The sequence below is a fragment of the Laspinema sp. D2d genome, assembly GCF_025370755.1.
In the GTDB taxonomy this organism is placed as follows: domain Bacteria; phylum Cyanobacteriota; class Cyanobacteriia; order Cyanobacteriales; family Laspinemataceae; genus Laspinema.
In genome coordinates this window covers 16,551-40,685 of record NZ_JAMXFC010000012.1, presented here as the reverse complement: position 1 = coordinate 40,685, position 24,135 = coordinate 16,551, and the positions used below count along the sequence as shown (strand labels likewise).

Genomic DNA, 24,135 nt, shown 5'->3' with positions numbered 1-24,135 from the left:
ATCAACTCGTTATCCTTCTAAAGCTGTCCCCAAACCGTTCAACCCGTTGTCGTACATCCTCTTTATACTTACCCAATAAAATGCGCCATAACATTCGACCCAAACAGAAAGACGCCCGCCAGGAAAACACAGCATCCCGGAGTTCTATCTCACTGCGTTCAAACCAAAAATGACCCATTAATCCCGTCAACTGCGTCAGGGGTAACCCCAACAAGATCCATGCATTCTGAAACCCCCAGGAGGCAAAGAGTAACCCATAAAAAATAAAAATCCCCACAACGTGCAATGCCACATTCATGGGATGTTGATGTTTAAGCAGAAAAATATCCCAATACTCGGTAAAGGGAACATCCTCTAGGCGATCGCTCTGATTATCTCTCACTTTCCCTTGTTTTCCCTGATCCCCCTTCATCTAATCCATTCCTCCCCTCATTCCACCACCGGAAACAACACTGTTCCCAGGGGTTCAGAACCGAGACGAGGACTCACTTGCCCCTGAGACACCACCGGAACCCCCTTGATATATACAGTGTGAATAATTTCATCAGAACCCCGCTTCACCATCCGAGGTTCCCCATCTAAAATCGGGTCGAATATTTCCACTTGAGGGGCGATCGCCTGATTCAACCCCTGGGGATTCAATAACACCAAATCCGCTTTTGCCCCCACTTTCAACACCCCCGCATCCAGGCGAAACCACTGCGCTGGTTCTCCCGTCACCCGATGAATTGCTGCCTCTGGAGTCATAAAATGGGTCGTTACCGCTTGTTTTAATAACGATAAAGCCCCATCATAATAACCCAAATTCCTAACATGAGCACCGGCATCGGTAAACCCAGGCAAAATATCCGGATGTTTCATCATCGCTAACCGAGGTTCTAGGCGATCGTTTGCACCCGTCGCCACCCAGCGTAAATCTGTATCATAACCCTGCAACAAATCCATAAACAAATCCACCGGATCCCGCTGCATTTTTTCCGCAACAGCCGCAAAACTCAACCCCTGCCAACTCGGTTCGGGACAGTTTAAAATTTCCATCAAATTCAAGTCCCGGTGAAAGGATTTGCGCCACCCATTTAACCAGTCTTTCCGAAATTGATCTCTAAAGGTTTCCGATGCCCATAACTCCTGCCGTTCCTGTCTGGAATCACAACTATTCAATTGTGCACCCGTGGAGAATTCCTCAAATAAAGGCGTAACCGGACCATCAGAATAAATCGTAAACGGTTCCGTCAAAGTTTGAAAGCGCACATTCCCCCGCAAAAGGCGATTCCAAATCCATAACAGGGGAGAAAATATCCGCCACATCTGCCGATTATGCACCGCATCTAATGCCGAGAGAACCGTCAACCGTAAAGGCGGTTGACCGATGCCAGAACCCAGGGCAATAATATCTAAAAAAGAAGCCAACCGCTGTAAATTTGGGGTGACTTGAAATACCCGGTCCCGTTGCCGACATAGCGCAGCCAATCGAGCATATTCCGGAAGTTTAGCGTGTTGGGAAGGAATGGTACAACCCCGCCATTTTCCGCTCATGCGATGCCAGGGAAACATATCAATAGAAATGCCAATAAATCCATTTTCTAAAGCCAATTCAGCGATTTGTTCTATCTGGTTAAGTTCGGCTGTTGTGGGGTCAACCGTTAGACTCCGTTCCAATCCCATCACATGAGCACGAACCGCACTATGTCCTAACATGGGGGCAACATTAGGACCGAGGGGTAACTGTTGTAAATGGTGCAAATATTCCCCGGGAGTTTGCCAAGACATAGACTGGTTTAACCATTTTGCAATCAAGCGATAGGACAAAGTTTCAACCCGCTGAAAAATATCCGCCAACATTGGCGCTTCCCCCACCGCCACGGATAAACTACAATTGCCAATCACCACAGTGGTAACCCCATGCCGAACCGATTCACTCAATCCCGGGGCAATTTCTAGCTCTAAATCATAGTGGGTATGAATATCAATAAATCCAGGAGTGACCCACAGTCCCGAGGCATCAACGACTTGAGCCACCTCTAGGGAAAGATGAGGGGAAATAGCGACTATTTGACCCTGTTTAATTCCAATTTCTCCCCGAACTGGAGGGGAACCTAATCCATTAAAAATTAAGCCATTTTTAATTAATAAATCTAGCATATTTTTAGAATATTTGAAATAAAAAATGCCTTGCTTAGGGTTGTGTAAGTAAAAAACTCACGTGTGATTAGTCGGGTTTATCGCCACCGCTAGATACCGCGTCAATCGCCCTTAAATGAGTGTCTTGTGATGTGGCTTAAGCGCGTCACGAGGAGCTTAAACCACGTCAGGAGTATAATGAGTTAATAATGCCCTTTACCGCCGGAGTACAAACATCAACAGAGCCCCCACTAAAACTCCCGCCACTGAGGTTCCAACTGCCATCAAATTCCCTCGTTTTTCAGTGTAGTTTAAAACGGGATTATCTAATAAATTAGCGGAAAAATGGAGGGATTGAATAGTCCAGGTATTCTGCACTTTTTGGAGAACCGCAGTCCAGCGCAGGGGCATTGTTTCCTCGTTTCCATCTCGGAAATAAAAGGTAGAGAGAGCTTCTCCCGAGGCGACTTCTATTTGGGGAGATAAAAAAGTTCGGATGGTTTCTCCTTCCAAACTCATGGTCAGCCGTTCAATCGGTCCGTTAAATTGTTCATTCCAATAGGTTTCAAATTCGCTGACGGTATGAAACACCTGGTTATCTACCGTTGTAATCGTAAAAGCGGGATGTAGATAGGGTTGAATACTGGTAAAATCCCGGTTATTTAAGGCATCGAGAGCAATCTGTCGGGTTTCGAGAATGTTTTGGAGTTCCTGTTCATTCACGGGTTGTCCCAAGGCAGATTCCGGCAGGGTGAAGGCGATGGGGAGGGTCAGTAATGCAGACCAAAAAAGCGAACTGCCTCGGAATTGGCGTGGCTGTTGTGGGGTTTTCATGGAGTTTGCTGTTTTAAGTGAGTAATGGTTATCTTTAGTGTTCCAGTCCAGGAAATTGAAATTTGCTATAAATTAACACAAAAAAAAGACAATGAGAATCAAGACAATCAGGACGTTTACTCATCCTGATTGTCTTGATTCTCAACGGCTAGAGAAAATCCGGTTGGGTGGGATTAGCTATAGACTAGACATGACCTCATGGGCGATCGCCAAGGTGCGATCAATATCTTCATCCGTATGAGCCAACGAGGTAAATCCGGCTTCAAATTGAGAAGGCGCTAAATAAACTCCCCGTTCTAACATTCCACGATGGAAGCGGGCAAATTTGCTCAAGTCGGATTTTTTGGCATCTTCATAACTATGCACAGGTCCGGGATTGAAAAATAAGCCAAACATCGCGCTAATTTGACCGCCACAAGCTTCATTGCCCGTTTCTTTAGCAATTTTCAGCAGTCCCTCGCTCAACTTTTGGGTAACCTTGTCCAGATACTCGTAAGTTCCGGGTTTGTTGAGCAATTCTAGGGTTTTAATTCCTGCCGTCATGGCTAACGGATTTCCTGAAAGGGTCCCGGCTTGATACATTGGACCAGCGGGGGCCACCATTTCCATGATGTCGCGGCGTCCACCATAAGCCCCTACGGGTAATCCCCCGCCAATCACTTTACCCAAGGTAGTTAAGTCAGGGGTGACGCCGAATTTTTCCTGGGCACCACCATATGCAATCCGGAATCCCGTCATGACTTCATCAAACACCAGTAATGCACCATGTTCCTGAGTGAGGACCCGCAATCCTTCGAGGAATCCAGCATCGGGGGGAATAAATCCCGCATTGCCGACAACGGGTTCTAAAATTACCCCCGCAATCTCCCCAGGATTTTGCGCAAATAAGGTTTTAACCGCTTCTAAGTCGTTGTAAGGTGCGGTGAGGGTATTGGCGGTGGTGGATTTGGGAACGCCGGGAGAGTCGGGCAGTCCCAAGGTGGCAACGCCGGAACCCGCTTTCACCAGGAACATATCGGCGTGCCCGTGATAACAGCCTTCAAATTTGATTAATTTCTCTCGTCCGGTGAAGGCACGCATCAGGCGTAAAACCGCCATACAAGCTTCGGTTCCCGAGTTGACAAATCTCACCATTTCGATGCAGGGAACCGCATCAATCACCATTTCAGCGAGGACGTTCTCTTGGTAACAGGGTGCACCAAAGCTAGTCCCTTTATTTAAGGCATCATGGAGGGCCGCAATTACTTCGGGATGCGCGTGTCCACAGATGGCGGGTCCCCAAGTTCCCACATAGTCGATGTAGTGGTTTCCGTCTACGTCCCAAACATACGCGCCTTCGACTCTATCAAAAACGATGGGTTGTCCCCCTACGGATTTGAAGGCACGCACGGGAGAACTGACCCCTCCGGGCATCAGTTTTTGGGCGGCTGCGAAAATTTCTTCGGATTTTGTGGTATTGAAGGTAGTTGTAACCAAAGGGGTCTCCTTTGCCAGAGGCTTAACGGTTGACTTTGTTTAGAATACGGCTTTTGGGTGGGAAGTGTTTAAGAGGAGCGTCCAAGTTATAATGTTTAATCCTACCCCGATCGCAGTCCCGAGGGCTAGTGCGCTCTTAACGCGAGTCTAAATCATTCTGACAAGGGCTCCAAGGCTGATAGTCTTGTAGTGCAAGCCTCTTGCTGGGGGTTTTATGATCAACGGATTTAACCTCGCTAGAGAGCGGTTAGAAACTGGGTTTATTGACACAATCTTTATCGGCTTTTCACCCAATTGGGGCGATGAAATCCGTTTTCTTCTCCCCTTGATCTCCTCCCTACCCAGAAATCTGATTACCCAGTGTTAACAGAGTTTTACAGACAGCGACTATGCGGGTTTTAGTGACCATTCCTCATGTTTTCAATCCCAATGGAGGGGGCGGTTATGCATCGTTAAGCCCAGACTCCCAGCCTAGGATTCAAGCCCTGACTCAGTGCATTGAATCGTTACAGGGTACTTATAATCAGCGATCGCAGTTCTATTTTCAGTACAATCAGCAGTTATATACCCTCCCGGCAAATGGGGAAACTTCTGTAGAACTCTCGATTATCATCTGCACGACTCAAGGGTTACATCTGCTGGAACAATTGCCGGTGACTGCGGATTCCTATACCCATCAGTCTTTTGCTTGTCATCCCATGTTGTTGGGGTTTGAATGTCACGGGGTATTAAAACAACAGTTAGGCCGCTATGATTATTATTGTTATTTAGAAGATGATATTATTTTAAGTGACCCGGATTTTTTTCAAAAATTATCCTGGTTTACGGGTTACATCGGCAATCATGCTGTGCTACAACCCAATCGCTTTGAACGGGTGAAAAAACAGCCAGTTAAAAAATTTTACATTGACCCCGAGTTAGAATTTAAAACGGGCAAACAAGATAATTTTGCTCACTATTTTAGTGATAATCTAGTGCTAACGGGTAAAGTTCTGGGTCAACCGATTACCATTAAGCGGGCAGAAAATCCCCATTCGGGCTGTTTTTTTCTGAATCGGCATCAAATGGAACAATGGGCCAATCAACCGTACTTTTTGGACCAGGATTCGCGCTTTTTTGGACCCTTGGAAAGTGCAGCGACTTTGGGCATTGCCCGAACTTTTCGAGTTTACAAGCCTGCGCCGCAAAATGCAAATTTTTTAGAAGTTCAGCATTACGGTGATGCTTGGAGTCAGAAAATCAAAGATGTTAAGTTTACATAACTGTTATGTCGGAGACTGAAATGGTAAGCAGTAAAACGGCGATTCCGGTGGATCGGATTCGCTATAATGAACAGGGTCTAGTTCCGGCGATCGCCCAGGATTATCTGGATGGAACCGTGTTGATGATGGCCTGGATGAATGCGGAATCGTTGCAAAAAACCCTGGAGACTGGGGAATGCTGGTATTGGAGTCGATCGCGTCAAGAATTGTGGCACAAAGGGGCAACATCGGGACATCTCCAAAAGGTGCGATCGCTACGCTATGACTGCGATAGTGACTGTCTATTAATCGGCATTGAACAAGTGGGTGATATTGCCTGCCATACGGGGGAACGCAGTTGTTTTCATCAAGTTGAGGGCCAAATTGCTGCGCCTCCGGCAGATACGCTATCTCAGGTATTTGCGGTGATTTGCGATCGCCGGGACAATCCCTCAGAAGATTCTTATACGGCTAGATTAATCGCGGGTGGGGATAATAAAATTCTCAAGAAGATTGGGGAAGAATCGGCCGAAGTGGTGATGGCTTGTAAAGATGATGATGCCGATGCGATCGCCGGGGAAGTCGCTGATTTATTCTACCATTCAATGGTTGCTTTAGCGAAACACAATGTAGATTTACGAGAGGTTTATCGTAAGTTGCAACAACGTCGGCGATAAAAAATAATAACATCTGAAGGCGTTACTAAGAACTAATAAAGATGATAATTTTTCTTGTTTTAGTAACGCCTTCAGGCGTTTCCGGATTCATCAAATTTGCGATTCACTCAGCCGTTTTCTCTGAACCAACATCCGGTCAAGAACTTGTAAAATCCAGATCACAACCCCCACACTGACGACTAATCCAGGCCATAATCCATCCGAGAGGGGACGGGGTAAATCTAACACCCATCCCCCTAAAATAGGGCCGATAAAATAACCGATCGCCCAACATTGAGAGTTCAGAGATAAATAGACTCCCCGCAGAGAAGCCGGGGCCATTTCTGCCACTAAAGAGGAGGCAGCGGGATTGTAAACCACGATCGCGATCGCCAGAATACCCAGGGCGATCGTGGCGGTGACTAAAGGTGAATTTGAAATCGTTCCCGTAATGCCAATAAAGATAAATCCGGCTGCCCATAAAATGCCAGAAATTGCCAAAACTTTGGAATGTCGCAAGTCTTTGAAGACTCGGGAAACGGGCAATTGCATCAAGATACAAAGGGCTAAATGCCAAGTAAATAATCCCCCAATGGTTCCAGCAGAAAATCCCCTGCCGCTGTCTTCTGATTCCACAAAATCACTCAGATATAGCGGTAACGTGGTTTGAATTTGGGCGATATAGGTGGTAAAAATAATATTCACCAAGGCATACACCATTAAGGTGCGATCGCGCAAGGCACTCATCCATCCTTGCAAGGGAGGTTTAGAAGCACCCCCCTGGCGCTGAGGTTCTGTAATCGCCATCCAAATCAATCCGAAAAATAGTACAAATGAAGCAGAATCAATGATAAACAGTAACCGATATTCCCCGGTTACTGAAATCAAAAAACCGCCCCAAATTACCCCTACTTGTAACCCCAAACTATCTCCCAATCGGGCCATTGCGTAGGCTTCATGGCGTTGTCCTCCACTGGTTAAATCCGCCACCACGGACTCAGTAGCGGGCCAATATAAGCCAATCCCAAACCCCATGAGAATATTCCCTAAGACGAGGATGTTAAAGCCATTGGCAACCGCTAATACCGCAGAGGCGATCGCCGAAATAATCGCGGCTGCTAGTAAGGTCCGTTTGCGGCCCCAATGCGGGGAATCCAGACAGGAACCACTGATAATCCGCCCCAGAATTCCGGCGATCGAACCAATGCCTAAAGCAAACCCCACGGCAGTTTTAGTTAATCCGACCTCATTAACGAAAAATATCGGGGCATAAAACAACGTAAATCCACTCCCAATTCCCGACAACAACCGACCGGAAATTAAAACCCAAACTTGTAGGGGAAGTGTAGGCAACCAATCCAACAGACGCTTAAATAAACGTTTCATACAGGAGTTAAAAAAAGGGGATAGGATGCTTTAATCGACGATTTCCTGATGGCGATCGCCGATAAATCTTTTAATTTTTCTTTCAGTTTAACCGATTATCCCCTGAACTAAATCTACAAAAATGTCGATTGACAAAAAAGAACTGATTGTTAAAATAGCTCAACGAGTCCAGAAAGACCCCGATGCTGTCGAGGCAATACTAGAGGCAACCTTAGTTGAAATCTACGAATCTCTCAAACAAGGACAAAGTGTTTCTCTCAAGAATTTTGGCACGTTTTACATTCGTCCTGAAGGAGAAACGAGCGTTTTTAAATTCAACCCTTCTCAACGCTTAAGAAAACTCTTCGGTTGGGCGTCAACCTATCGCGGAGACCTTTAAAACCCATTTTATCCGGGCTAATTATCTGACCCAACCGCCCCACTTGATTAACTGTTTTTGGGTGGTTCTCCAGTTTCAGCCTTAATAGTTTTGCGCCGGTCCTCTAACCATTGTTGCAAAATCAAAGCCGCCGCTTTCCGGTCAATTAATCCTTTGTTACGAGAGGGAGAAACATTTTGTTCAATCATCATTTGCTCGGCATAATAGGAAGTGAGGCGCTCATCTACAAACTCGATGGGTAAATTGAGGGCTGCCGAGAGACGTTTGCTGAATTTCTGAACTTGGCGCGCTTGAAAGCCGATGGAACCATCCATTGAATAAGGCAACCCTACGACTAACACCTCGACTCTGCGTTCTTCAATAATCGCCTGAAGTTGACTGAGAGTATCGGCAAAAGATTTCCCTTCAATGGTGGTAATTCCTGTGGCAATTAAACCTGTTCCATCGCAACCGGCGACGCCAATCCGTTTGCGACCAATATCTAATCCAAGTGCTGAAATTTTCTGTGTCATTCCCTCATCAAACCTGACAGACTTGAGCGTTCATTCATACTCATGAATGCTCAAGGGTTAGCCGTCGAGTCATTAGCCAGATTCTGACTAATGACCCAGACTCTAACTCAGGGTATCATCATCCAAGGTCATATCCAATTGCTCACTCGGTAACAAAGAACCGATATCCTCCATCGAGGATTGGGAGGGTTCTTGTTTCCCAGAACTGGTGGAGGGAGAGGGGGGCTTGGATAGCCAAGACATCCGGCTGGGAATGGGTTTGCGAGTGCCTTGTAACCCTTGCAGGACCTCGGATAATTGCAATTCCAAAGACACCGGCTTAGATTCGCGCAGCTTGTGCCACACCGATCGCGACATGAGCAAGCTGTGGGAAATCCGCTGTGCACCCACTTGTTGCAAATATTCTTCCCGTTCTGGTTGATAGTCGGCGGAGGCTAACAGCAGGGATTGGGCCGGTAATTCTTGCACAATCCGGGCCATTTGGGCCAGCAGTTCGGGATATAACCAGGTGTAAGCGGGATGAACCGTTAATTCCGCCACATGGGGTTGAGACCCATTGCGACTGAGACGGACTTGAAAATAGCCGATCGCCGCTTTGCGCTGGGTTTCAAACACATACCCACTCACGGTTTCGGTTTTATGCAGCCATTGGCGGATGCCTTGGGCGATCGCACCCATCAGACTGGTATGAAAATCTTGGATATGGCGATCAAACACTTGACGCACTAAAGGCGGCATCGCAGCAGTATCCAATTGATACAGCAGTTGAGCATCGGCATTACTCACCGGCATCAAATTGGGTAAATCCGGTTCCCGTTGGGCCAACTGTTCCAACAATTCCGGGGCGATCGCCCAATAGGTCATCTGCGCCAACGGCTGAAACCCATTATGCCGATACAGCGCTAGTTCATCTTTTTCATTGACATCCACTTCTAGCAGCCACATCCGCGCTTCCCAGATAGACTCTAAGCAATGGCGGATCAGTTGGGACCCAATCCCCAATTTTTCCGAACTGGGGGGAACGACTACCCGATCTACGCGCCAAGTGCTGCGGGTATGGTTAAACGGAGAAATCTGAATGGCACCACGAATTTTGCGATCGTCTTGGGCGACCCGAACGCACAACCGATTTTGGAGTGGATTGGGAAACACACTCAGCAACTTCAGGGGCCAATACCAGCGGCGAACCGTATCAATTTGAGTCCCAATATCCAGGGACCCATTGTCTATAGAACTGCTGGGACTGCCCGCCTCAATTTCAGTTGCATTGGCAAGTTCCGCCACCGTTTCCAGGTCGCGGTATTGCAGGGGGCGGATCGTCAGAGTTTGATTTTGGGGCAGGTGTGAGGTCATTTTGGAGGGACTGTTTATTCAACATAGCTTGACAGCACCGTGCAAACAGCTTTTTAGGCTTTGCAACCCTCGTGGAACAGCACAGGTGGCTATCGTTCACCCTGCCCGATCGCCCCCCTGACGGAGGAAGGCAGAAGATCGGCGCTGTTCCTTCCTCCGTAATCATCTATCGCTGTTTTAGGATTGAGATTTCCGGCCTGGACGAATCAACACCACAGGGGTTTGTTCGTCGGCATTCCCGGCAGGATTGCTCCGTAAGGATTGCTCTAGGATATCAGTAGAAAGCTCGGAGGAGGCTGCTAATATCTTAACCGCTTTTAAATCGTTCACGTCTACGATAGCAGCAGATAATCCCGTCTGTTGTTTGATGGTATCGACGACTTGCTGGGGATTATCGGGACCGAGGACAATAAATTGATCGTAGGGAGGCAAGGTCCCGGTGACGTCATCAATCAACCTGGCTTGTTCTCCGGCTAATTGGTAAAAGACCCCAGGTTTCCCAAAGACTTTGGCGATCGCCCCAATGAAAAAGGCCAAGGCGACCCGTACAGGTCCCTCGATATCCACCAAGGTCTGCAATCCGCAGGCGGTGGCTAAACTAGAGGTCGGCAGGAAGAAATAACAGAGGCGTTTTGCCACAAATCCGGGCTTAACGGTACTCGGATGATGCCAGCGGTCCTGCATAATCGCCACGGGGGTTTCCCCAATGGTTACGATATCCCCCGGTTGAGCATGAGGCATCACATACCGCTTAACGATATCAACGGGATCATCCAAGTTGGTCAATAAATGGGTTTTAATCGGTAAAATTTCCGAATTGGCTTCAGGAATTTTGCGCCAATTGGTAGATTCCGAGGGGTCGGGATATTTGAAAGGCACCACGACATGGCGGGTTTTGGGAATCCGGCCCTCGGGTCCATAAGTCACATAAGTGACGGCAATCCAGGCCGCTTTTAGGCGATCGAGATTCGGTCCCTGAATATCAACCGCCACTTTCATGCGAGTTTTTTTGCCAATTTTGACAATATAGCCAAACCAATAGTTATCATCCCGGGATTTTTCATCCGGGTGCATGGGAATCACTTCTGTCCGGGTGGTGATTCCTTCTAAGCTACTGCCTGAGAGAAGTTTAACCTCCGTATGGACTTCCGGCACCATAATTTCTAGGGTGGAGGTGCGGTTGATCAGTTCCATTTCCCCAATGAGTTGATGCCGTTCAGGAGATAACACTTCCTCGCGCCATTCTCCCGGGGTCAAATCCAGTTGATTTCCCGGTCTTCTGCGGTATTGGTATTCGATGGCAGCCGCAGCGGTTCCCAGGACCAATGCTGCCGCGCCGAGTGTGATTCCGATGGTGGTTGCGATCGCCACAAGTTTCCCCCTGTTCTCAAAATGTACAAAAATCGCGCAGGTAGCTGACTCCACCTCAACCAGGCAGCCGGTCCATTCCGGGCAATCCCATGCTGAAGTAAGCTAAAAAATGTTTACCACGGATATTTCCCTGGCGATCGGCTTAATTCCGGATCCGCCACCGACGCCCCACCCTTCCCCACAAAAACCGTAATGATTTCCAGACAAGGGATCAATTTTACTCAATTTCTCTACATTTAGCGTTTTTTCTCTGGACTTGTCCTATATTTAGGATGAAGCAACCCGTTTGCTAGAAATCTGCCCCCTACCGGACCTGATCCCTTGGAAATGTCATAACCCTATTTTTCCTAAACATTTGTAAACTAATATGAAGCGTTTTCTGAATATCAGAATATTTTAGATTCCCATGAAGCAACTTGTAACTGCTGAACGTCTGTGCCTGATTAGCCATACCGTATCAATGGCCTTTGGACTTGCCGGACTGCTGCTGGTATTACCCAATCCAGAATTCATCATCAACCTGTCCGAATTCGGCCAGAAAGTATTTCAATGGAGCATGGCTGGAGGGGGAGTCTCCTATATCATCTTAGGGGCTGCCGCAGTCGCCCTTTATGCCTATAGAGAACTAGGAACGCGATTGTGGTTAACCTTTATGGTCCCGGCAGTGGTTCTCTCCCTCGGGAGTGAACTGCTGGGGACCAGTACCGGCTTCCCCTTCGGACACTATCAATATTTGAGTGGCTTAGGCTATAAAATTGCCGGATTAGTGCCGTTTACGATTCCTCTGTCCTGGTTTTATATGGGACTCGTCTGCTATGTTTTAGCCCGTGCGGGATTAGAATCGATTCAACTACCAACGTGGGTTAGACAGATTGGGGCGATCGCACTGGGTGCACTCCTGCTTACCGCCTGGGACTTCGTACTCGACCCCGCCATGAGTCAAACCGCCTTCCCCTTCTGGCAATTCCAAGAAGAAGGAGCCTTTTTCGGAATGCCTTACCGCAACCTCAGCGGATGGATGGGAACCGGCGCAATCTTCATGAGTGTTGCCGCCTTCTTTTGGGGGAAAGCACCGATTAGATTATCCCGTTCACAATTAGGATTACCATTAATCACCTACATTGTTAACTTTGCCTTTGGTGCCGTGATCACCTTAGTTGCATTAGATTCACGCTTCGTTATCCCCACCTTACTCAGCATGGTTCTGGGAGTGGTTCCGGCGGTGGTGTTATGGTGGATTGCCTCTCCTTTAGAAGCAGCAGAAACCGAGGAGGCGATCGAGCCAATTCCAGCAACTACCCTCTCTCAAGTCTCCCTACCTCCCGTAGAAGTCGCCGCCAAATAACCCTCCATTGCTTGTAGAATTTAAGGTGTGTTATGGTCCGACCATAGCGCGCCTTTTTTAGTCCAGTGATAGCGGTAGATTGACCGAAGATTTGGTAGCTTGTTCTATGAGTGAAAATTTGCATCAAATGACCAATGCTGAACTCAAACAATACCTGTCTCAGCATCGAAATGAAGAAAAGGCATTCCGCGAAGCATTACAAGTGTTAATCAGTCGGCGTAGTTCGGAAACAGTTCGCTACCCTCATCCTTTCGATTTAGCCAATCCTGAACGTGAAATCACCGCTATTTTGAAAGCAAAAATCAATTTAACCGATTCATAAACGATTAACGCAAGAGATGAGAGAGCGTCGTTCCAACAACAGTAATACAAACTAGCTTTCTTGACTAACAAATGACAAATGACCCTTGTCTATAATTTATGTTTAAAACCATAGCCATTGAAAATTTTAGAGGATTCCAATCCTTTAAACTAGAAAACCTGGGTAGAATCAATTTATTAGTTGGGGAAAATAACAGCGGTAAAACCTCTATCCTAGAAGCGGTTGAAGCGCTCTGCTCTCGCGGGACAGTCGAGACCCTGATGAAAGTGATGAACAGAAGAGGGGAATATTTAGAAGGGGAAGAGGGTGGCTTGAATCAGCGAGAACGGGTTTTTGAAATTCGCCATCTATTTTATGGACATGAAATTGAACCCAATCAGGTTTTTTCAATTTCTGGAACTACGGAAGATAGTACGGAAACCTTGTCAGGATTAGTTCAATTCAAAAATGGCCCAAGGGAGCCTGAACCTCCTGGTGGCTATCAAGGGTATCCTCTTGATGATTTGGCGTTATTAGATAAGTTGGCGTTATTAATCGATGAGGGGAATGAACTAGAGTTTCAACTTAAATGGCATCGGGGAGAAGAAAGGGAACAACGCAAAATTAGTTTATTATTTTCTGGGGGGCTTCCTGTTAATTCTATTCACTATGAGACCAGCAGACTGAGTGATTCAGGACCCCCAAAAAGCCGAATCCAATTTGTAAACTCATCATCTTTAACCAAAGAAAAGATGATTGATTTATTTGAAAAAATTGTATTAAATCCTGAAGAAAAACTGGTACAGGAAGCCCTCCAAATTGTTGAACCGCGAATTGAGCGCATTGCATCAGTGAGGTCTCGAATTAATAGAAACTCAGACTCACGGGGGGGATTTGTGGTGCGTCTTTCGGATAGCGATCGCCGGATACCGATTGGGAGTATGGGAGATGGTATCTGGCGGATTTTAGGAATTGCCTTAGCAACTATCTGTGCAGAAGGAGGTGTTTTATTAATTGATGAAATCGATACAGGACTTCACTTTACTGCGCTTTCTAAAATGTGGGAAATGATTTGGAAAACCGCTATTCGATTGAATGTGCAGGTTTTCGCCACCACCCATAATAGTGATTGTTGGATGAGTCTTGCCACGATTGCTAATCAGAAATCAGCCGATGAAAATGGAATTAGGATTCACCGCATAGAACGAGGTAAAAACACCAGTGTAGTCTTTACAGACCGGGAAATTGTAGTGGCAGCAGAACGAGGATTTGAGGTTCGTTAGGTATGGCAACGATTCACAAAAATCTGCTGCTGGTTGAAGGAGAGCAAGATAAACGGGTGATTCCTTACCTCATCGAAGCTAATGGCATCGATTGGGGGACGACTAGAAATCCAATTGTTCAGATTGAAGCTTACGATGGGTGGCAACAATTAATTAATAAAGACGAAATTTCCACGGCATTGAAAAGTTCTGGTTTGGAGGCTTTAGGCATCATGGTCGATGCCGATGATAATCCAGCAGGACGGTGGCAGAGTATCCGCACAAATTGTCTGGAAATTATCCCGGATCTACCTGATGAACTTCCAGAATCTGGATTAATTCATCCCCTACCCGATGATAAAAAGTTGGGGGTTTGGATTATGCCGGATAACAAAATGCAAGGGATGTTAGAAACGTTTTTATCCTATTTGATTCCCGAGGAGAGTGAATTCTTATGGGAGTATGCTCAATCGGTGGTCCAACAAGCTAAAACAAAAGGTGCTCCATTGATTGAGTCTCATATTGATAAGGCTAATATTTATACCTGGTTGGCTTGGCAACATCCCCCCGGACGACAATTACATAATGCCATTATGGAGCGAATTCTTAATCCCACCCATCCCCGGTCTACTGTATTTATTAATTGGTTTAAAAATTTATATAATTTGTAAGGGATGAATTTAATCAATCTCTCAGCGATAATCGGCAAATTGCAGTAAAGTGATACCCTGTAAGGATTGTTCGAGATATCCCGATCGCTGGTAACTCTCGATTCCTTCCCTTGTATCTGAATTGCTTCTTTACCATATTTTGTCTGATTTGTCACTCTCTATTTTATCGACCATTCTGTTACTGTTGCAGTTGCCTGCGACGGCGATTCTGCTTTCTCGGCTGATTAAAGGGGCGTTTCGGCAGCCTCCGATTGAACCGACTACACCAACTCAGAAGATGTATGGTGCAGTGAGTGTGGTGGTGCCGACTTTAAATGAACGCGATCGCCTCGGGCCCTGTCTCGCTGGATTGACTCGGCAAAGTTATGAAGTCCGGGAAATCATTATTGTGGATAGCAACTCCACCGATGGTACTCAAGAGTTAGTCAAGGCGGCGGCAGAAACGGACCCCCGGATTCGGTTGGTGACTGATGACCCTTTGCCGGGGGATTGGGTGGGCCGTCCTTGGGCTTTGAATTATGGATTTTTGTCCAGTTCCTCCGGTAGTCGCTGGTTTTTAGGCATCGATGCGGATACTCAACCTCACCCGGGTTTAGTGGCGGCAGTGGTGCAGGCGGCAGAGGCAAAAGGGTATGATTTGGTGTCGTTTTCCCCGCAGTTTATTCTCAAGGAGGCGGGGGAAATGGTGCTACAACCGGCGCTATTAATGACTCTGGTGTATCGCTTTGGTCCGACGAATACCGAGGCGAGTTCGGCGGAACGGGTGATGGCGAATGGTCAATGTTTCCTCTGTCGGCGATCGGTATTGGCGGCAGTGGAGGGGTATCGCAGCGCCCGTCAGTCGTTTTGTGATGACGTGACTTTGGCTCGAAATATTGCCCAGTCTGGGTTTAAGGTCGGGTTTATGGATGGGGCGAAGGTGATTAAGGTTCGGATGTATGAGGGGGCGGCAGAAACTTGGCGTGAGTGGGGGCGCAGTTTGGACCTCAAGGATGCGGCGTCATGGGGTCAAACTTGGGGAGATGTTTGGTTTTTGCTATCCGTACAAGGGTTCCCGCTGCTGGTGGTGTTGGGGTATTTATTATTGGGGTGGGAAGGGTCGCGGTTGCTGTTGGGGTTAAATTTATTGTTGTTGGGGATTCGCTGTGCTTTGAATTTGGCGATCGCCCCTTCTTATGACCGAACTCAGGCCCCAAAAACGGCGGCTTGGTTGTTCTGGCTGTCTCCCGTCGCCGACCCTCTGGCTGTTTTGAGAATTATTCTGTCCGCGATTCACACCCCGACTCAGTGGCGCGGACGACAATATAGACCAAAATAGCAGGAATTTGACTGCTGAATGAGCCGTTGCCTGCTGGGTCCCGGTGGTTGATCTCAAGTCGTGGAAGAGGTTCCCCGAAGGCTGGGCCTTCAGGGTCTGCTTCGGTTGAGGATATGGCATGATCAAACGAAAGAAAGAAAAAGAGGTTTGACCTTTGACTCTAAAGCCGGAACAAAGGACCCCGGACAGTAGAGCAATGACTGAGAAACCCTATTGAATCATTGATTCGGAGTTATTCTCCATCTCCCTCATCCTCACCCGATCCATTAAATAAATCGATTCGTTCTAGTTGCCAGAGAATTTGGTTTCCTTCTCGTCGCACCCGGGAGACGATCCAGTTACGCCAGGGCCAGTTATCACCGCGACTGGTGACGGCGCTGGCATTGACATCCATGAGGTCTGCTAGTTCGGAACTCGTGATCAAATAGCCTTTGGTGGCAATGCGATCGGCGATTTCCAAGGTTTGCATCAGATACTGGAGTTGAGTGACCCTCACCTCACGGGGTAAGTTGTCAAGGGATTCAGTATTGGAATGGGCAGTTGTGTCCATATAAGCCAACTCCGAGGTCAGAAGGTCAGAACTTTGGGTTCATTCTAGCGCCTTTACCAGCTTGGGTAAATCTACCTGTGCCCAGGGGGAAAGTTTTGTTAGGAAATCTTGATTTTAAAAGGAATCCTAATCAAAGGGATAAGTTAAACCAATAAAAAGTCTCTGGCCGATCGAACGGCGGGGACTTATAGCCATTTGATTAATATTGGCTACCAGTAAGGTGTCAGGGATGGAGGCTTTTAGAATTTTCCCAGAAGTCTTTATTGTCTGGAACAGGCGATCTCTTCAAGCGACCCTAGACCGTTGTACAAAAGAGGAAATAACTCACCAAGTAAGGGATGAAATGGGATTATATTTGGCGAACATTTTAAGCAACAGCGATTTGAAGGGTTGGTTTTAAATTGGTTCTGAGGAGAACGACAGCAACTCTTGACAGGGAACATCAAGAGGGTTAACTCAAGTTGTGAATCTTTCGGCTTTTAGCGTTCCTGACTCGGACTGAGAATAGACGATCGCAGGGGTTGAGGGTGTCTAAAGAATTTGAGGGATCCGGATAGTTTCTGAAAACACCGATGAAATTGCCCCCTTGAACGCTCATAATAATCTCGGTGCTTTGAGGATAATTCTTGCCGTATGCCGAGAACCCCAGATTATATAGGCGTTTCCCTCCTGATCGAGGGTGGACACAAGGAACAGGTGCGTTTTTCCACGATCCAAGAGTTCCAGAAATGGTATCAAGGGGTATTGGTCCCCAACTCCGACGGAAAAGAGTTTATCAACGTGCCCATCAAAACTGCTCAAGGAGAGTATATGGTCGTGCGACCCGCTACGATCTTGGGCATTCGGGTGGAACCCGTCTTTCTGTCGAGTGTCGATCGCAGCTTTACCGAAGAATAAAGACCCGGAAATTACGAGTCTTTATGATGCCCGGTGGAGTTGGGCGACTGCTACCCACTCAACTCAGCCGTAGCCTCTTTCCTTGCCCCCTTAGTCTCTGGTGAGGGGGCGATCGCTGTGGGTGGGAACTCACCCCCAAAGACTCAGAAGCGCGATCGCCCCCAACCGAGGCTCCATTAACCCAGGATCCTAATCCCTTGCTAGAAACTCCAACAGATGTGATATCCTGGTGGTCAATATCTAACTCAAAATCCAATCTCAGGGTTTTTCCTGAGCAAAAAGCCCATCCCATCCGCCGGTTTGAAGGTTGCCCTCAACTCGACTCAAATCAATTCCCCTCCTTTGTAACCGGCTTTGAGGATAGAAGGTTGCCCCCTAGGTGCCTACAAACAGAATTGAGCCAAACGTTGTCCCTTGAATAGCTGGATATCGCTGTTTTATGCGGTGCGATCGCCCCGTTGAAAGCTTGCCCCTTCAAGGACAACCCATATCATCCTCATTTGACGATCGGGCCAAATCACCGAAAGCTCGTTCGCTCTTATCACACAAGCCTATGGAAATGCCTTTTGATATTACCCTGCTGATTGTCTTAACAGTCATTGCAGGGATCGGAGCTCAAGTTCTGGCGGACTACCTGAAAATTCCAGGGATCGTCTTTTTGCTGCTGTTCGGCATTCTCTTAGGTCCGGATGGTTTTGGCTTACTGCATCCCAGCCTCCTAGGAGATGGACTCGAAGTCATTGTCAGCCTTTCCGTTGCCTTAATCTTGTTTGAGGGCGGTTTGAATCTCGAACTGAAAGAACTCGATAAAGTCTCAGGTAGCCTACGAAACCTCGTCACCATTGGTACCCTAATTACCCTAATTGGGGGAGGCATTGCCGCTCATGCCTTCAGTGAATTTCCCTGGTCCATCTCATTTTTATATGCAGCTTTAGTCGTCGTCACCGGACCCACCGTCATCGGACCCTTACTTAAACAAGTCCAGGTCGAGCGTTCCGTGGCCGCATTGCTCGAAGGGGAAGGGGTACTCATCGATCCCGTTGGGGCAATTCTGGCTGTCTTAGTCCTGGATGTAATTTTAAATGGCGATGCCGACCCCCTGCGACTGATTGCCGGATTGTCCCTTCGCCTGGGGATTGGCAGTGCGATCGGGGCTGTGGGCGGTTGGACTCTGGGCTATTTCCTCAAACGGGCTCAGTTTCTCTCCGAGGACCTGAAAAATTTAGTCGTATTAGCTGGACTCTGGGGCTTATTTGGCCTCGCTCAAGAGATCCGAGGGGAGTCTGGACTGATGGCAACCGTAGTTGCTGGGATTGTCTTGCGAGCTTCCGCAGTGCCTGATGAAAGACTCCTGCGGCGGTTTAAAGGTCAGTTGACTATTTTAGCAGTGTCTGTTTTATTCATCCTCTTAGCCGCCGATTTGTCCCTAGCTAGTGTCGTCGCTCTGGGTTGGGGGAGTCTTGTTACTGTGGCGGTTTTGATGTTAGTCGTGCGTCCAATTAATGTCTGGCTTTGTACGATTAATAGTGGGCTTAACTGGCGTCAGAAATTGTTCGTGAGTTGGATTGCACCCAAAGGAATTGTTTCCGCCTCGATCGCCTCTTTGTTTGCAATTTTACTCACCGATCGCGGAATTAACGGGGGAGACTCCATCAAAGCCCTCGTCTTCCTCACGATTATTTTGACCGTAGTTTTACAAGGGCTCACCGCCCGTTCCGTCGCCAAAATCCTGGGTCTGATGTCCACTAAAGCCACAGGCGCGGTGATTGTCGGTTCTAATCCCTTAAGCCGCTTAATTGCCCGACTGTTCCAAGAACGGGGGGAATCCGTGGTCATTCTGGATACTAATCCCGAAGCCTGTCAGGAAGCAGAACGGGAAAATTTACCCGTCTTTTTAAGTTCCGCCCTGGATACGGAAGTCCTAGAAGAAGCGGGACTGGCTTCGATGGGGACTTTCCTCGCGATGACCAGTAATGGGGAGGTGAATCGAGTTTTAGCACAACGCACCGCTGAGGAGTTTTCCCCGCCTCGGGTTTTAGCCTTGTTTCCCACCGACCCGCAAGGGAACAAGACGGGGAATAAAACCAGTAAAATTCAGCACGCCTTTATCCCCGAACTACAACTCAAGACTTGGAACGACTATCTGAGCGATTCTCAAGTAAAGCTGGGAGAAACCGTACTCAAGGAGCCTAGCTGTGCCTTTCAACAGGCTCATTTACAAGCTTTGATTCGTTCTGGGGAGTTAGTCCCCTTATTAATTGAACGAGAGAAACAGCTTTTGGTCGTCTCCGCAACTGATGCATGGCAACCGGGAGATTTGATTATTTATCTCCTCTATGACCCGAAACCCAAGCTCTTGAAGCGACTTTCGGGGTCGAGTCAGTCTCGGCTGACGGTGGAAAAGTTGCCCACGGTGGAGGAAGTGCCGATTTCGTCCCTGGCGTTGGAAGAAACTCTGGAAAAAGTTTCGGTGGAATAAATCAGGGTGCGCCTTGGGTGCGGGCGGTGTGAATCCAGTTTTATTCTAAATAGGAGACCCAACTGGGTAAAATTTCCGGGGACCCGTACCAGTTCAGGGGCGATCGCGGGGAATGCATTACCCCCTCTAGGATAATATTTTCCGCCCCCACCAGATGCGCCGCTTCTATCGGGGTAATCCCATCTCCCCAAGTTTCCCCAATGCCACAGGTGATCCGATAGCTATTATGGGCTAACCATTGTCCCCGTTTGCGAGCACCATAAACGGCCTTTCCTGCCAAACAGACATAACGCACATGGGGATAAAAGGCCCCGGGATAAACGGTATTGACAAAATCCAAATTTTTGAGGGTCCACCGTTCCTGGCTAATATGGGGACTGCCAAGGGTAATTAAGGTACTGACGACGGGATTTGCATACCACAATTGAGCCGATTCGTCAACATCTCCATGAATGATATAAGGCTTTTCTCCCAGGTAAATTCGGGCAATCCATCCCCCGGCAGAATGGGCGACTAAGTTAACTTTCTCTGCGTTAAATTCCTGTAAGGCTTGCTGAACGGTGGCATGGAGTTGGCGGAGAATCGGGGCGATCGAGCGTCCGCCAATGGTCGGGACCCAATCGCGCTTGCGCAGGGGGACTAAGCGGGCGGGAAATCCCTGTTCGTTGAGTAAGCGTTCAAACTCCCGATATTCCGATGCAGCCGCGAAAAAACCCGGTAAAATGACGGTCGGTAAGGGCATGATGCAGGGGGGATGGAACCAGATTTAACAAGTTTTAACGATTAGATTGTACCGGCAAATCTGAATTGCTAAGAGAATCAAGCCATAACAGAAGGAAAACAAGGAATGACGCCCGTTGGCAGGTTATATGGAATTGGGGTGGGACCGGGAGACCCGGAACTGATGACGATTAAGGGATTAAAAGTTTTGCAAGCTGTACCCGTAGTGGCTTTCCCTGTAGGACCCAGCGGTAAACCGGGGATGGCGGAAGGGATTATCAGCCAATGGATGCGTCTGGAACAGGTGCAATTGCCGTTAGAGTTTGCCTTTGTGCGAGATGAGGCATTGCTAAATCAGGCATGGCAACAAGCGAGCGATCGCGTTTGGGACTATCTAAAATTGGGCCAAGATGTGGCTTTTGTCTCAGAAGGAGATATTAGTTTTTATAGTACCTTTACTTATTTAACCCAGACCCTACAACGGCAGCATCCCGAGGTCCAGGTTCACTCGATTCCTGGGATTTGTTCACCCTTAGCGGCAGCAGCAGAACTAGGAATTCCCTTAACCATTGGGTCTCAACGGTTAGCGGTTCTGCCCGCCTTATATCGGGTCGAAGAGTTGGAAAACGCGCTAAACTGGGCGGATGTGGTGGTGTTAATGAAAGTGAGTTCGGTTTACGATCGCGTTTGGGACCTGTTACAGGACCGGGGATTACTCGATCGCACCCAAATTGTCGAACGAGTCACGGGATCTGAGCAAAAAATTCATCGCCAACTGCGCGATCGCCGCGATTTGAAACTCCCTTATTTTTCCTTGGCGATTATCCAAGTTGCACCCCCGACTTTCCCTCCAGAATCAGCCTGCAACTTTTAAGGCGTAATCAGGATCTGTACCAATCAAGTGCTCACTTCTTTTGGCAATTTCTCTTGTCTTGCCGCACACGAATCTCAGTCATTAGTGCTATCATATCCGGGTTGATGGGGGCATCGAATGTCTGAATTAACGCGGCAGGCGGTGTGAAACTGCTGCATCACAATCGCAGTCTGCCCGTCTAGACCTAAGCTTACCTGCCATGTCTTATTCTTTGCCGAAAAACTCCCTGATTGACTTCTTATCTCAGCCAACCGTCGTGGCAGTTTTGGCCTCTGTGGGCATCCACGGACTGGTTGGGATTAGCTGGGACCGCTTGCCCTTTAGCAGCGGGAAGGAACCCAATCCCTGGACGACGGTAGATTTGGTCAACCTGACTCCGGAAGAAATCAGCCGCCTCCCGGATTTTTCATCGCCACAAGCTACCGGGTCCGGCAGTCTGAATTCCTCTTCGGAAGATGTCGCCGCGTTGCCCGAATTGGGACCTCTGCCCCCTTCCCCCGGCAAATTGGGGCTTGAACCCCTGACGCTACCGCCCGGTAATCCGTTATATGATCTGCCGTTAGATCTGCCCCCTGCACCCTCTTTGAGCGATCTGAAAACGCCCCTACCCTCCTTGCAGGATTATCAATCCCCCAGCGGGTTTCGTGAGGGGTTAACCAATGGTCAGTCTTCAGGGTCGTCTAATAGTATGGCGATCGAGCAGTTACTGGCTTTAGAACGATTAGAACGGGCCCAAATCGAGCGAGAAATTGAGCAACGAGAACGGCAACAACGGCTGTTAGCGGAACAAAATCGTCAGATCCCGCCACCGCCCCAGCAAGAATTTCAATTACAAGATGTTCCCCCCCCTCCCCAGGGGAGTTTCCCGGCTTCTGGAGAGGCGCAACGGCCTTTCAGTGGAATGAACGAAGCGGTGGATGCCTCGGAGTTTTTGGACCTTCCTATCCCTGAAAATGTCCCAGGGCCAGAAGCGATCGCGCGTGCAGAGAATGCCAATCCCTCACCCCCTCCAGAGTTTAACAATCCCTCCGGTAATTTACCTGCTGGGGTTAATCCGGGGATGGGACCAAATCCCTCTCGCCCTCAATCCGAGCAAATTGGACGTGCAGTCGATTTGCAGACTGAACCCAGAAACAGTCAACCAGAGGGGATTGACCCGGGTGCTCAAGCTGTGGGTCCTTCTAATGCTCCCACGGGGGGCGATCGCCCTGGAGAAGGTTCTGCGGTTCCCGGTGAGTCGGGGACGGAGAATGATGCCTTGGTGGAAAAAACCCGAAATGTTTGGGACCGAATTTTAGCCCAAAACAAACCGGAGAATCCCACGGGGTTAGTGAGCGATCGGCAAAATGCCATGTTAGAAGGGGTAGAGGCTTATGCTAAGTGGGTTGAGAACTTAGAATCAGAATACGGTGAAGTCAGGACCAACAAGGCGATCGCGGTATCCACGGAATATCCCCTAGAAGCTTGTTCCCAACAGTTACAAGGGCGTGCTCTGTTTGGCGTGTTGGTCAATCCTGACGGACAAATTATCGATGGGCCCCGGCGTTTACTGGGAAGTGGACAGGACATTCTCGATAGCTTTGCTCGAAAATTTGTCCAAGACATGAGGTTTGCCCCCGTGAGTGAACCGACGGTACACCAGTATGCCTTTGAGTTTCAGCATGATCCTCAACGCTGTACCAATGCGCCGTCCCCAGGGACAAACCCCACCCCTCCGGTAGAAACTCGCCAACCGCAGTTGAGTAATCCCCAACCCCCGGCAGGAAATGCCCCGCCGGTATTGGATGCCGAATCCCCACGAGAAAATGTCCCGCCGGTATTGGATGCCGAATCCCCGCGAGAAAATGTCCCGCCGGTATTGGATGCCGAATCCCCACGAGACAATTCCCCCTTGCAGATCCAACAGCCCCCGGCAAGTAGACCCCAACAACTGCGGGCTCCATCACCGGAAGCTGAACCCCCCAAGCCGGTGAATGTCGCACCCCAACCTAAACCCGCCCCAGGGCCTGTACCCAGTGAAACCCGCCAGGAACCGGCTGCCCCTGTGGAAGCGGTAGAACCGGAACCTGTGCAAGAGTCGGTTCCGGAACAGGTTGAACCCCAAAATGAGCCAACCCCACCTGTAGAAACGCCAGAAACAGGGGAAGAAGAGGGATTGACTCCAGAAGGAGTAGAGAATCCCCCAACGGAAGACTCTGAGGAGTTGCCCACTCCGGAGGCATCTGAAGCAGAACCCGAGGCACCTGTGGATGTGGATAACCTGGAGTCAGAACCGGAAGAGTCAGAACCGACAGAAGATGGGGCACAGATGGAGGGAGAATCTGAGCAGGAAGAAGGTGAAAGTGACTCTGAAATTTAACCCGAATTCTGTTTTAGCCCGCGCAGGCGG

The 24,135-nt window shown here is 48.4% G+C and carries 22 protein-coding genes; 12 read left to right on the top strand and 10 right to left on the bottom strand.

What is annotated here, in order from left to right; translation table 11 throughout:
* Position 1: 1 nt before the first annotated feature.
* The 4 genes from NG796_RS10525 to hemL form a co-directional block, all read right to left on the bottom strand.
* A complete protein-coding gene (locus NG796_RS10525; protein WP_261206538.1) occupies positions 2-412 on the bottom strand; it encodes a DUF962 domain-containing protein in 411 nt (136 codons plus the stop codon).
* Positions 413-429: 17 nt separating this feature from the next.
* Positions 430-2,142, bottom strand: coding sequence for an N-acyl-D-amino-acid deacylase family protein (locus tag NG796_RS10520; protein ID WP_261206536.1), 1,713 nt, complete (start codon positions 2,140-2,142; stop codon positions 430-432).
* A gap of 195 nt (positions 2,143-2,337) precedes the next feature.
* The gene (locus tag NG796_RS10515; protein WP_261206534.1) at positions 2,338-2,955 is read right to left on the bottom strand and encodes a YybH family protein; all 618 of its coding nucleotides are present in this window, start codon (positions 2,953-2,955) and stop codon (positions 2,338-2,340) included.
* 177 nt (positions 2,956-3,132) lie between these two features.
* A complete protein-coding gene (hemL, locus tag NG796_RS10510) occupies positions 3,133-4,431 on the bottom strand; it encodes a glutamate-1-semialdehyde 2,1-aminomutase (RefSeq protein ID WP_261206532.1) in 1,299 nt (432 codons plus the stop codon).
* A gap of 389 nt (positions 4,432-4,820) precedes the next feature.
* Between hemL and NG796_RS10505 the strand changes: the two genes are divergently transcribed.
* Positions 4,821-5,693, top strand: coding sequence for a calcium-binding protein (locus NG796_RS10505; protein ID WP_261206530.1), 873 nt, complete (start codon positions 4,821-4,823; stop codon positions 5,691-5,693).
* Positions 5,694-5,713: 20 nt separating this feature from the next.
* Positions 5,714-6,349, top strand: a complete 636-nt coding sequence (hisIE, locus tag NG796_RS10500) for a bifunctional phosphoribosyl-AMP cyclohydrolase/phosphoribosyl-ATP diphosphatase HisIE (RefSeq protein WP_261206528.1) — start codon at positions 5,714-5,716, stop codon at positions 6,347-6,349.
* A 90-nt stretch (positions 6,350-6,439) separates the two neighbouring features.
* Here the strand turns inward: hisIE and NG796_RS10495 are convergent, their stop codons facing one another.
* Positions 6,440-7,714 carry an MFS transporter gene (locus NG796_RS10495; RefSeq protein ID WP_261206526.1) on the bottom strand — a complete coding sequence of 425 codons (1,275 nt, stop codon included), beginning with the start codon at positions 7,712-7,714 and terminating at the stop codon, positions 6,440-6,442.
* Positions 7,715-7,835: 121 nt separating this feature from the next.
* Here NG796_RS10495 and NG796_RS10490 point away from each other — a divergent pair, with 121 nt between their 5' ends.
* Positions 7,836-8,093, top strand: a complete 258-nt coding sequence (locus NG796_RS10490) for an HU family DNA-binding protein (protein ID WP_261206524.1) — start codon at positions 7,836-7,838, stop codon at positions 8,091-8,093.
* A 47-nt stretch (positions 8,094-8,140) separates the two neighbouring features.
* Here the strand turns inward: NG796_RS10490 and ruvX are convergent, their stop codons facing one another.
* The 3 genes from ruvX to NG796_RS10475 all read right to left on the bottom strand — a co-directional run bounded on the left by ruvX (position 8,141) and on the right by NG796_RS10475 (position 11,329).
* Positions 8,141-8,605, bottom strand: coding sequence for a Holliday junction resolvase RuvX (gene ruvX / locus NG796_RS10485; RefSeq protein WP_261206523.1), 465 nt, complete (start codon positions 8,603-8,605; stop codon positions 8,141-8,143).
* A gap of 102 nt (positions 8,606-8,707) precedes the next feature.
* Positions 8,708-9,958 carry a GNAT family N-acetyltransferase gene (locus NG796_RS10480; protein WP_261206522.1) on the bottom strand — a complete coding sequence of 417 codons (1,251 nt, stop codon included), beginning with the start codon at positions 9,956-9,958 and terminating at the stop codon, positions 8,708-8,710.
* Between the two features lie 177 nt (positions 9,959-10,135).
* On the bottom strand, positions 10,136-11,329 hold the full coding sequence (locus tag NG796_RS10475; RefSeq protein ID WP_411268799.1) for a F420-0:Gamma-glutamyl ligase: 1,194 nt from the start codon (positions 11,327-11,329) through the stop codon (positions 10,136-10,138).
* A gap of 406 nt (positions 11,330-11,735) precedes the next feature.
* On the opposite strand from NG796_RS10475, the gene cruF reads away from it, so the two are divergent.
* From cruF to cruG, 5 genes are all read left to right on the top strand, one after another.
* Positions 11,736-12,674, top strand: coding sequence for a gamma-carotene 1'-hydroxylase CruF (cruF, locus tag NG796_RS10470; RefSeq protein WP_261206519.1), 939 nt, complete (start codon positions 11,736-11,738; stop codon positions 12,672-12,674).
* A gap of 106 nt (positions 12,675-12,780) precedes the next feature.
* Complete coding sequence (locus tag NG796_RS10465; protein WP_261206517.1) at positions 12,781-12,996, top strand: DUF6887 family protein; 216 nt, start codon at positions 12,781-12,783, stop codon at positions 12,994-12,996.
* Positions 12,997-13,094: 98 nt separating this feature from the next.
* Positions 13,095-14,258, top strand: a complete 1,164-nt coding sequence (locus NG796_RS10460; protein ID WP_261206515.1) for an AAA family ATPase — start codon at positions 13,095-13,097, stop codon at positions 14,256-14,258.
* Positions 14,259-14,260: 2 nt separating this feature from the next.
* The gene (locus NG796_RS10455) at positions 14,261-14,908 is read left to right on the top strand and encodes a DUF3226 domain-containing protein (protein ID WP_261206513.1); all 648 of its coding nucleotides are present in this window, start codon (positions 14,261-14,263) and stop codon (positions 14,906-14,908) included.
* Positions 14,909-15,047: 139 nt separating this feature from the next.
* Positions 15,048-16,226 carry a 2'-O-glycosyltransferase CruG gene (gene cruG, locus NG796_RS10450; protein WP_261206511.1) on the top strand — a complete coding sequence of 393 codons (1,179 nt, stop codon included), beginning with the start codon at positions 15,048-15,050 and terminating at the stop codon, positions 16,224-16,226.
* A gap of 232 nt (positions 16,227-16,458) precedes the next feature.
* Here cruG and NG796_RS10445 read toward each other — a convergent pair whose 3' ends face one another.
* Positions 16,459-16,776 carry a hypothetical protein gene (locus tag NG796_RS10445; protein WP_317619293.1) on the bottom strand — a complete coding sequence of 106 codons (318 nt, stop codon included), beginning with the start codon at positions 16,774-16,776 and terminating at the stop codon, positions 16,459-16,461.
* Positions 16,777-17,409: 633 nt separating this feature from the next.
* On the opposite strand from NG796_RS10445, the gene NG796_RS10440 reads away from it, so the two are divergent.
* Together NG796_RS10440 and NG796_RS10435 are read left to right on the top strand one after the other, a co-directional pair.
* Positions 17,410-17,673 (top strand): hypothetical protein, encoded by a 264-nt coding sequence (locus NG796_RS10440; RefSeq protein WP_207090547.1) that lies wholly within the window; start codon positions 17,410-17,412, stop codon positions 17,671-17,673.
* Positions 17,674-18,226: 553 nt separating this feature from the next.
* Positions 18,227-20,152: a cation:proton antiporter gene (locus NG796_RS10435; RefSeq protein ID WP_261206507.1), complete on the top strand. Its 1,926-nt coding sequence runs from the start codon at positions 18,227-18,229 to the stop codon at positions 20,150-20,152.
* Positions 20,153-20,192: 40 nt separating this feature from the next.
* Here the strand turns inward: NG796_RS10435 and NG796_RS10430 are convergent, their stop codons facing one another.
* Positions 20,193-20,894, bottom strand: a complete 702-nt coding sequence (locus NG796_RS10430) for an esterase/lipase family protein (RefSeq protein WP_261206506.1) — start codon at positions 20,892-20,894, stop codon at positions 20,193-20,195.
* 105 nt (positions 20,895-20,999) lie between these two features.
* Between NG796_RS10430 and NG796_RS10425 the strand changes: the two genes are divergently transcribed.
* Together NG796_RS10425 and NG796_RS10420 are read left to right on the top strand one after the other, a co-directional pair.
* Positions 21,000-21,746, top strand: a complete 747-nt coding sequence (locus NG796_RS10425; protein ID WP_261206505.1) for a precorrin-2 C(20)-methyltransferase — start codon at positions 21,000-21,002, stop codon at positions 21,744-21,746.
* 199 nt (positions 21,747-21,945) lie between these two features.
* Positions 21,946-24,105: an energy transducer TonB gene (locus NG796_RS10420; protein ID WP_261206504.1), complete on the top strand. Its 2,160-nt coding sequence runs from the start codon at positions 21,946-21,948 to the stop codon at positions 24,103-24,105.
* The last annotated feature ends 30 nt before the right edge of the window (positions 24,106-24,135 follow it).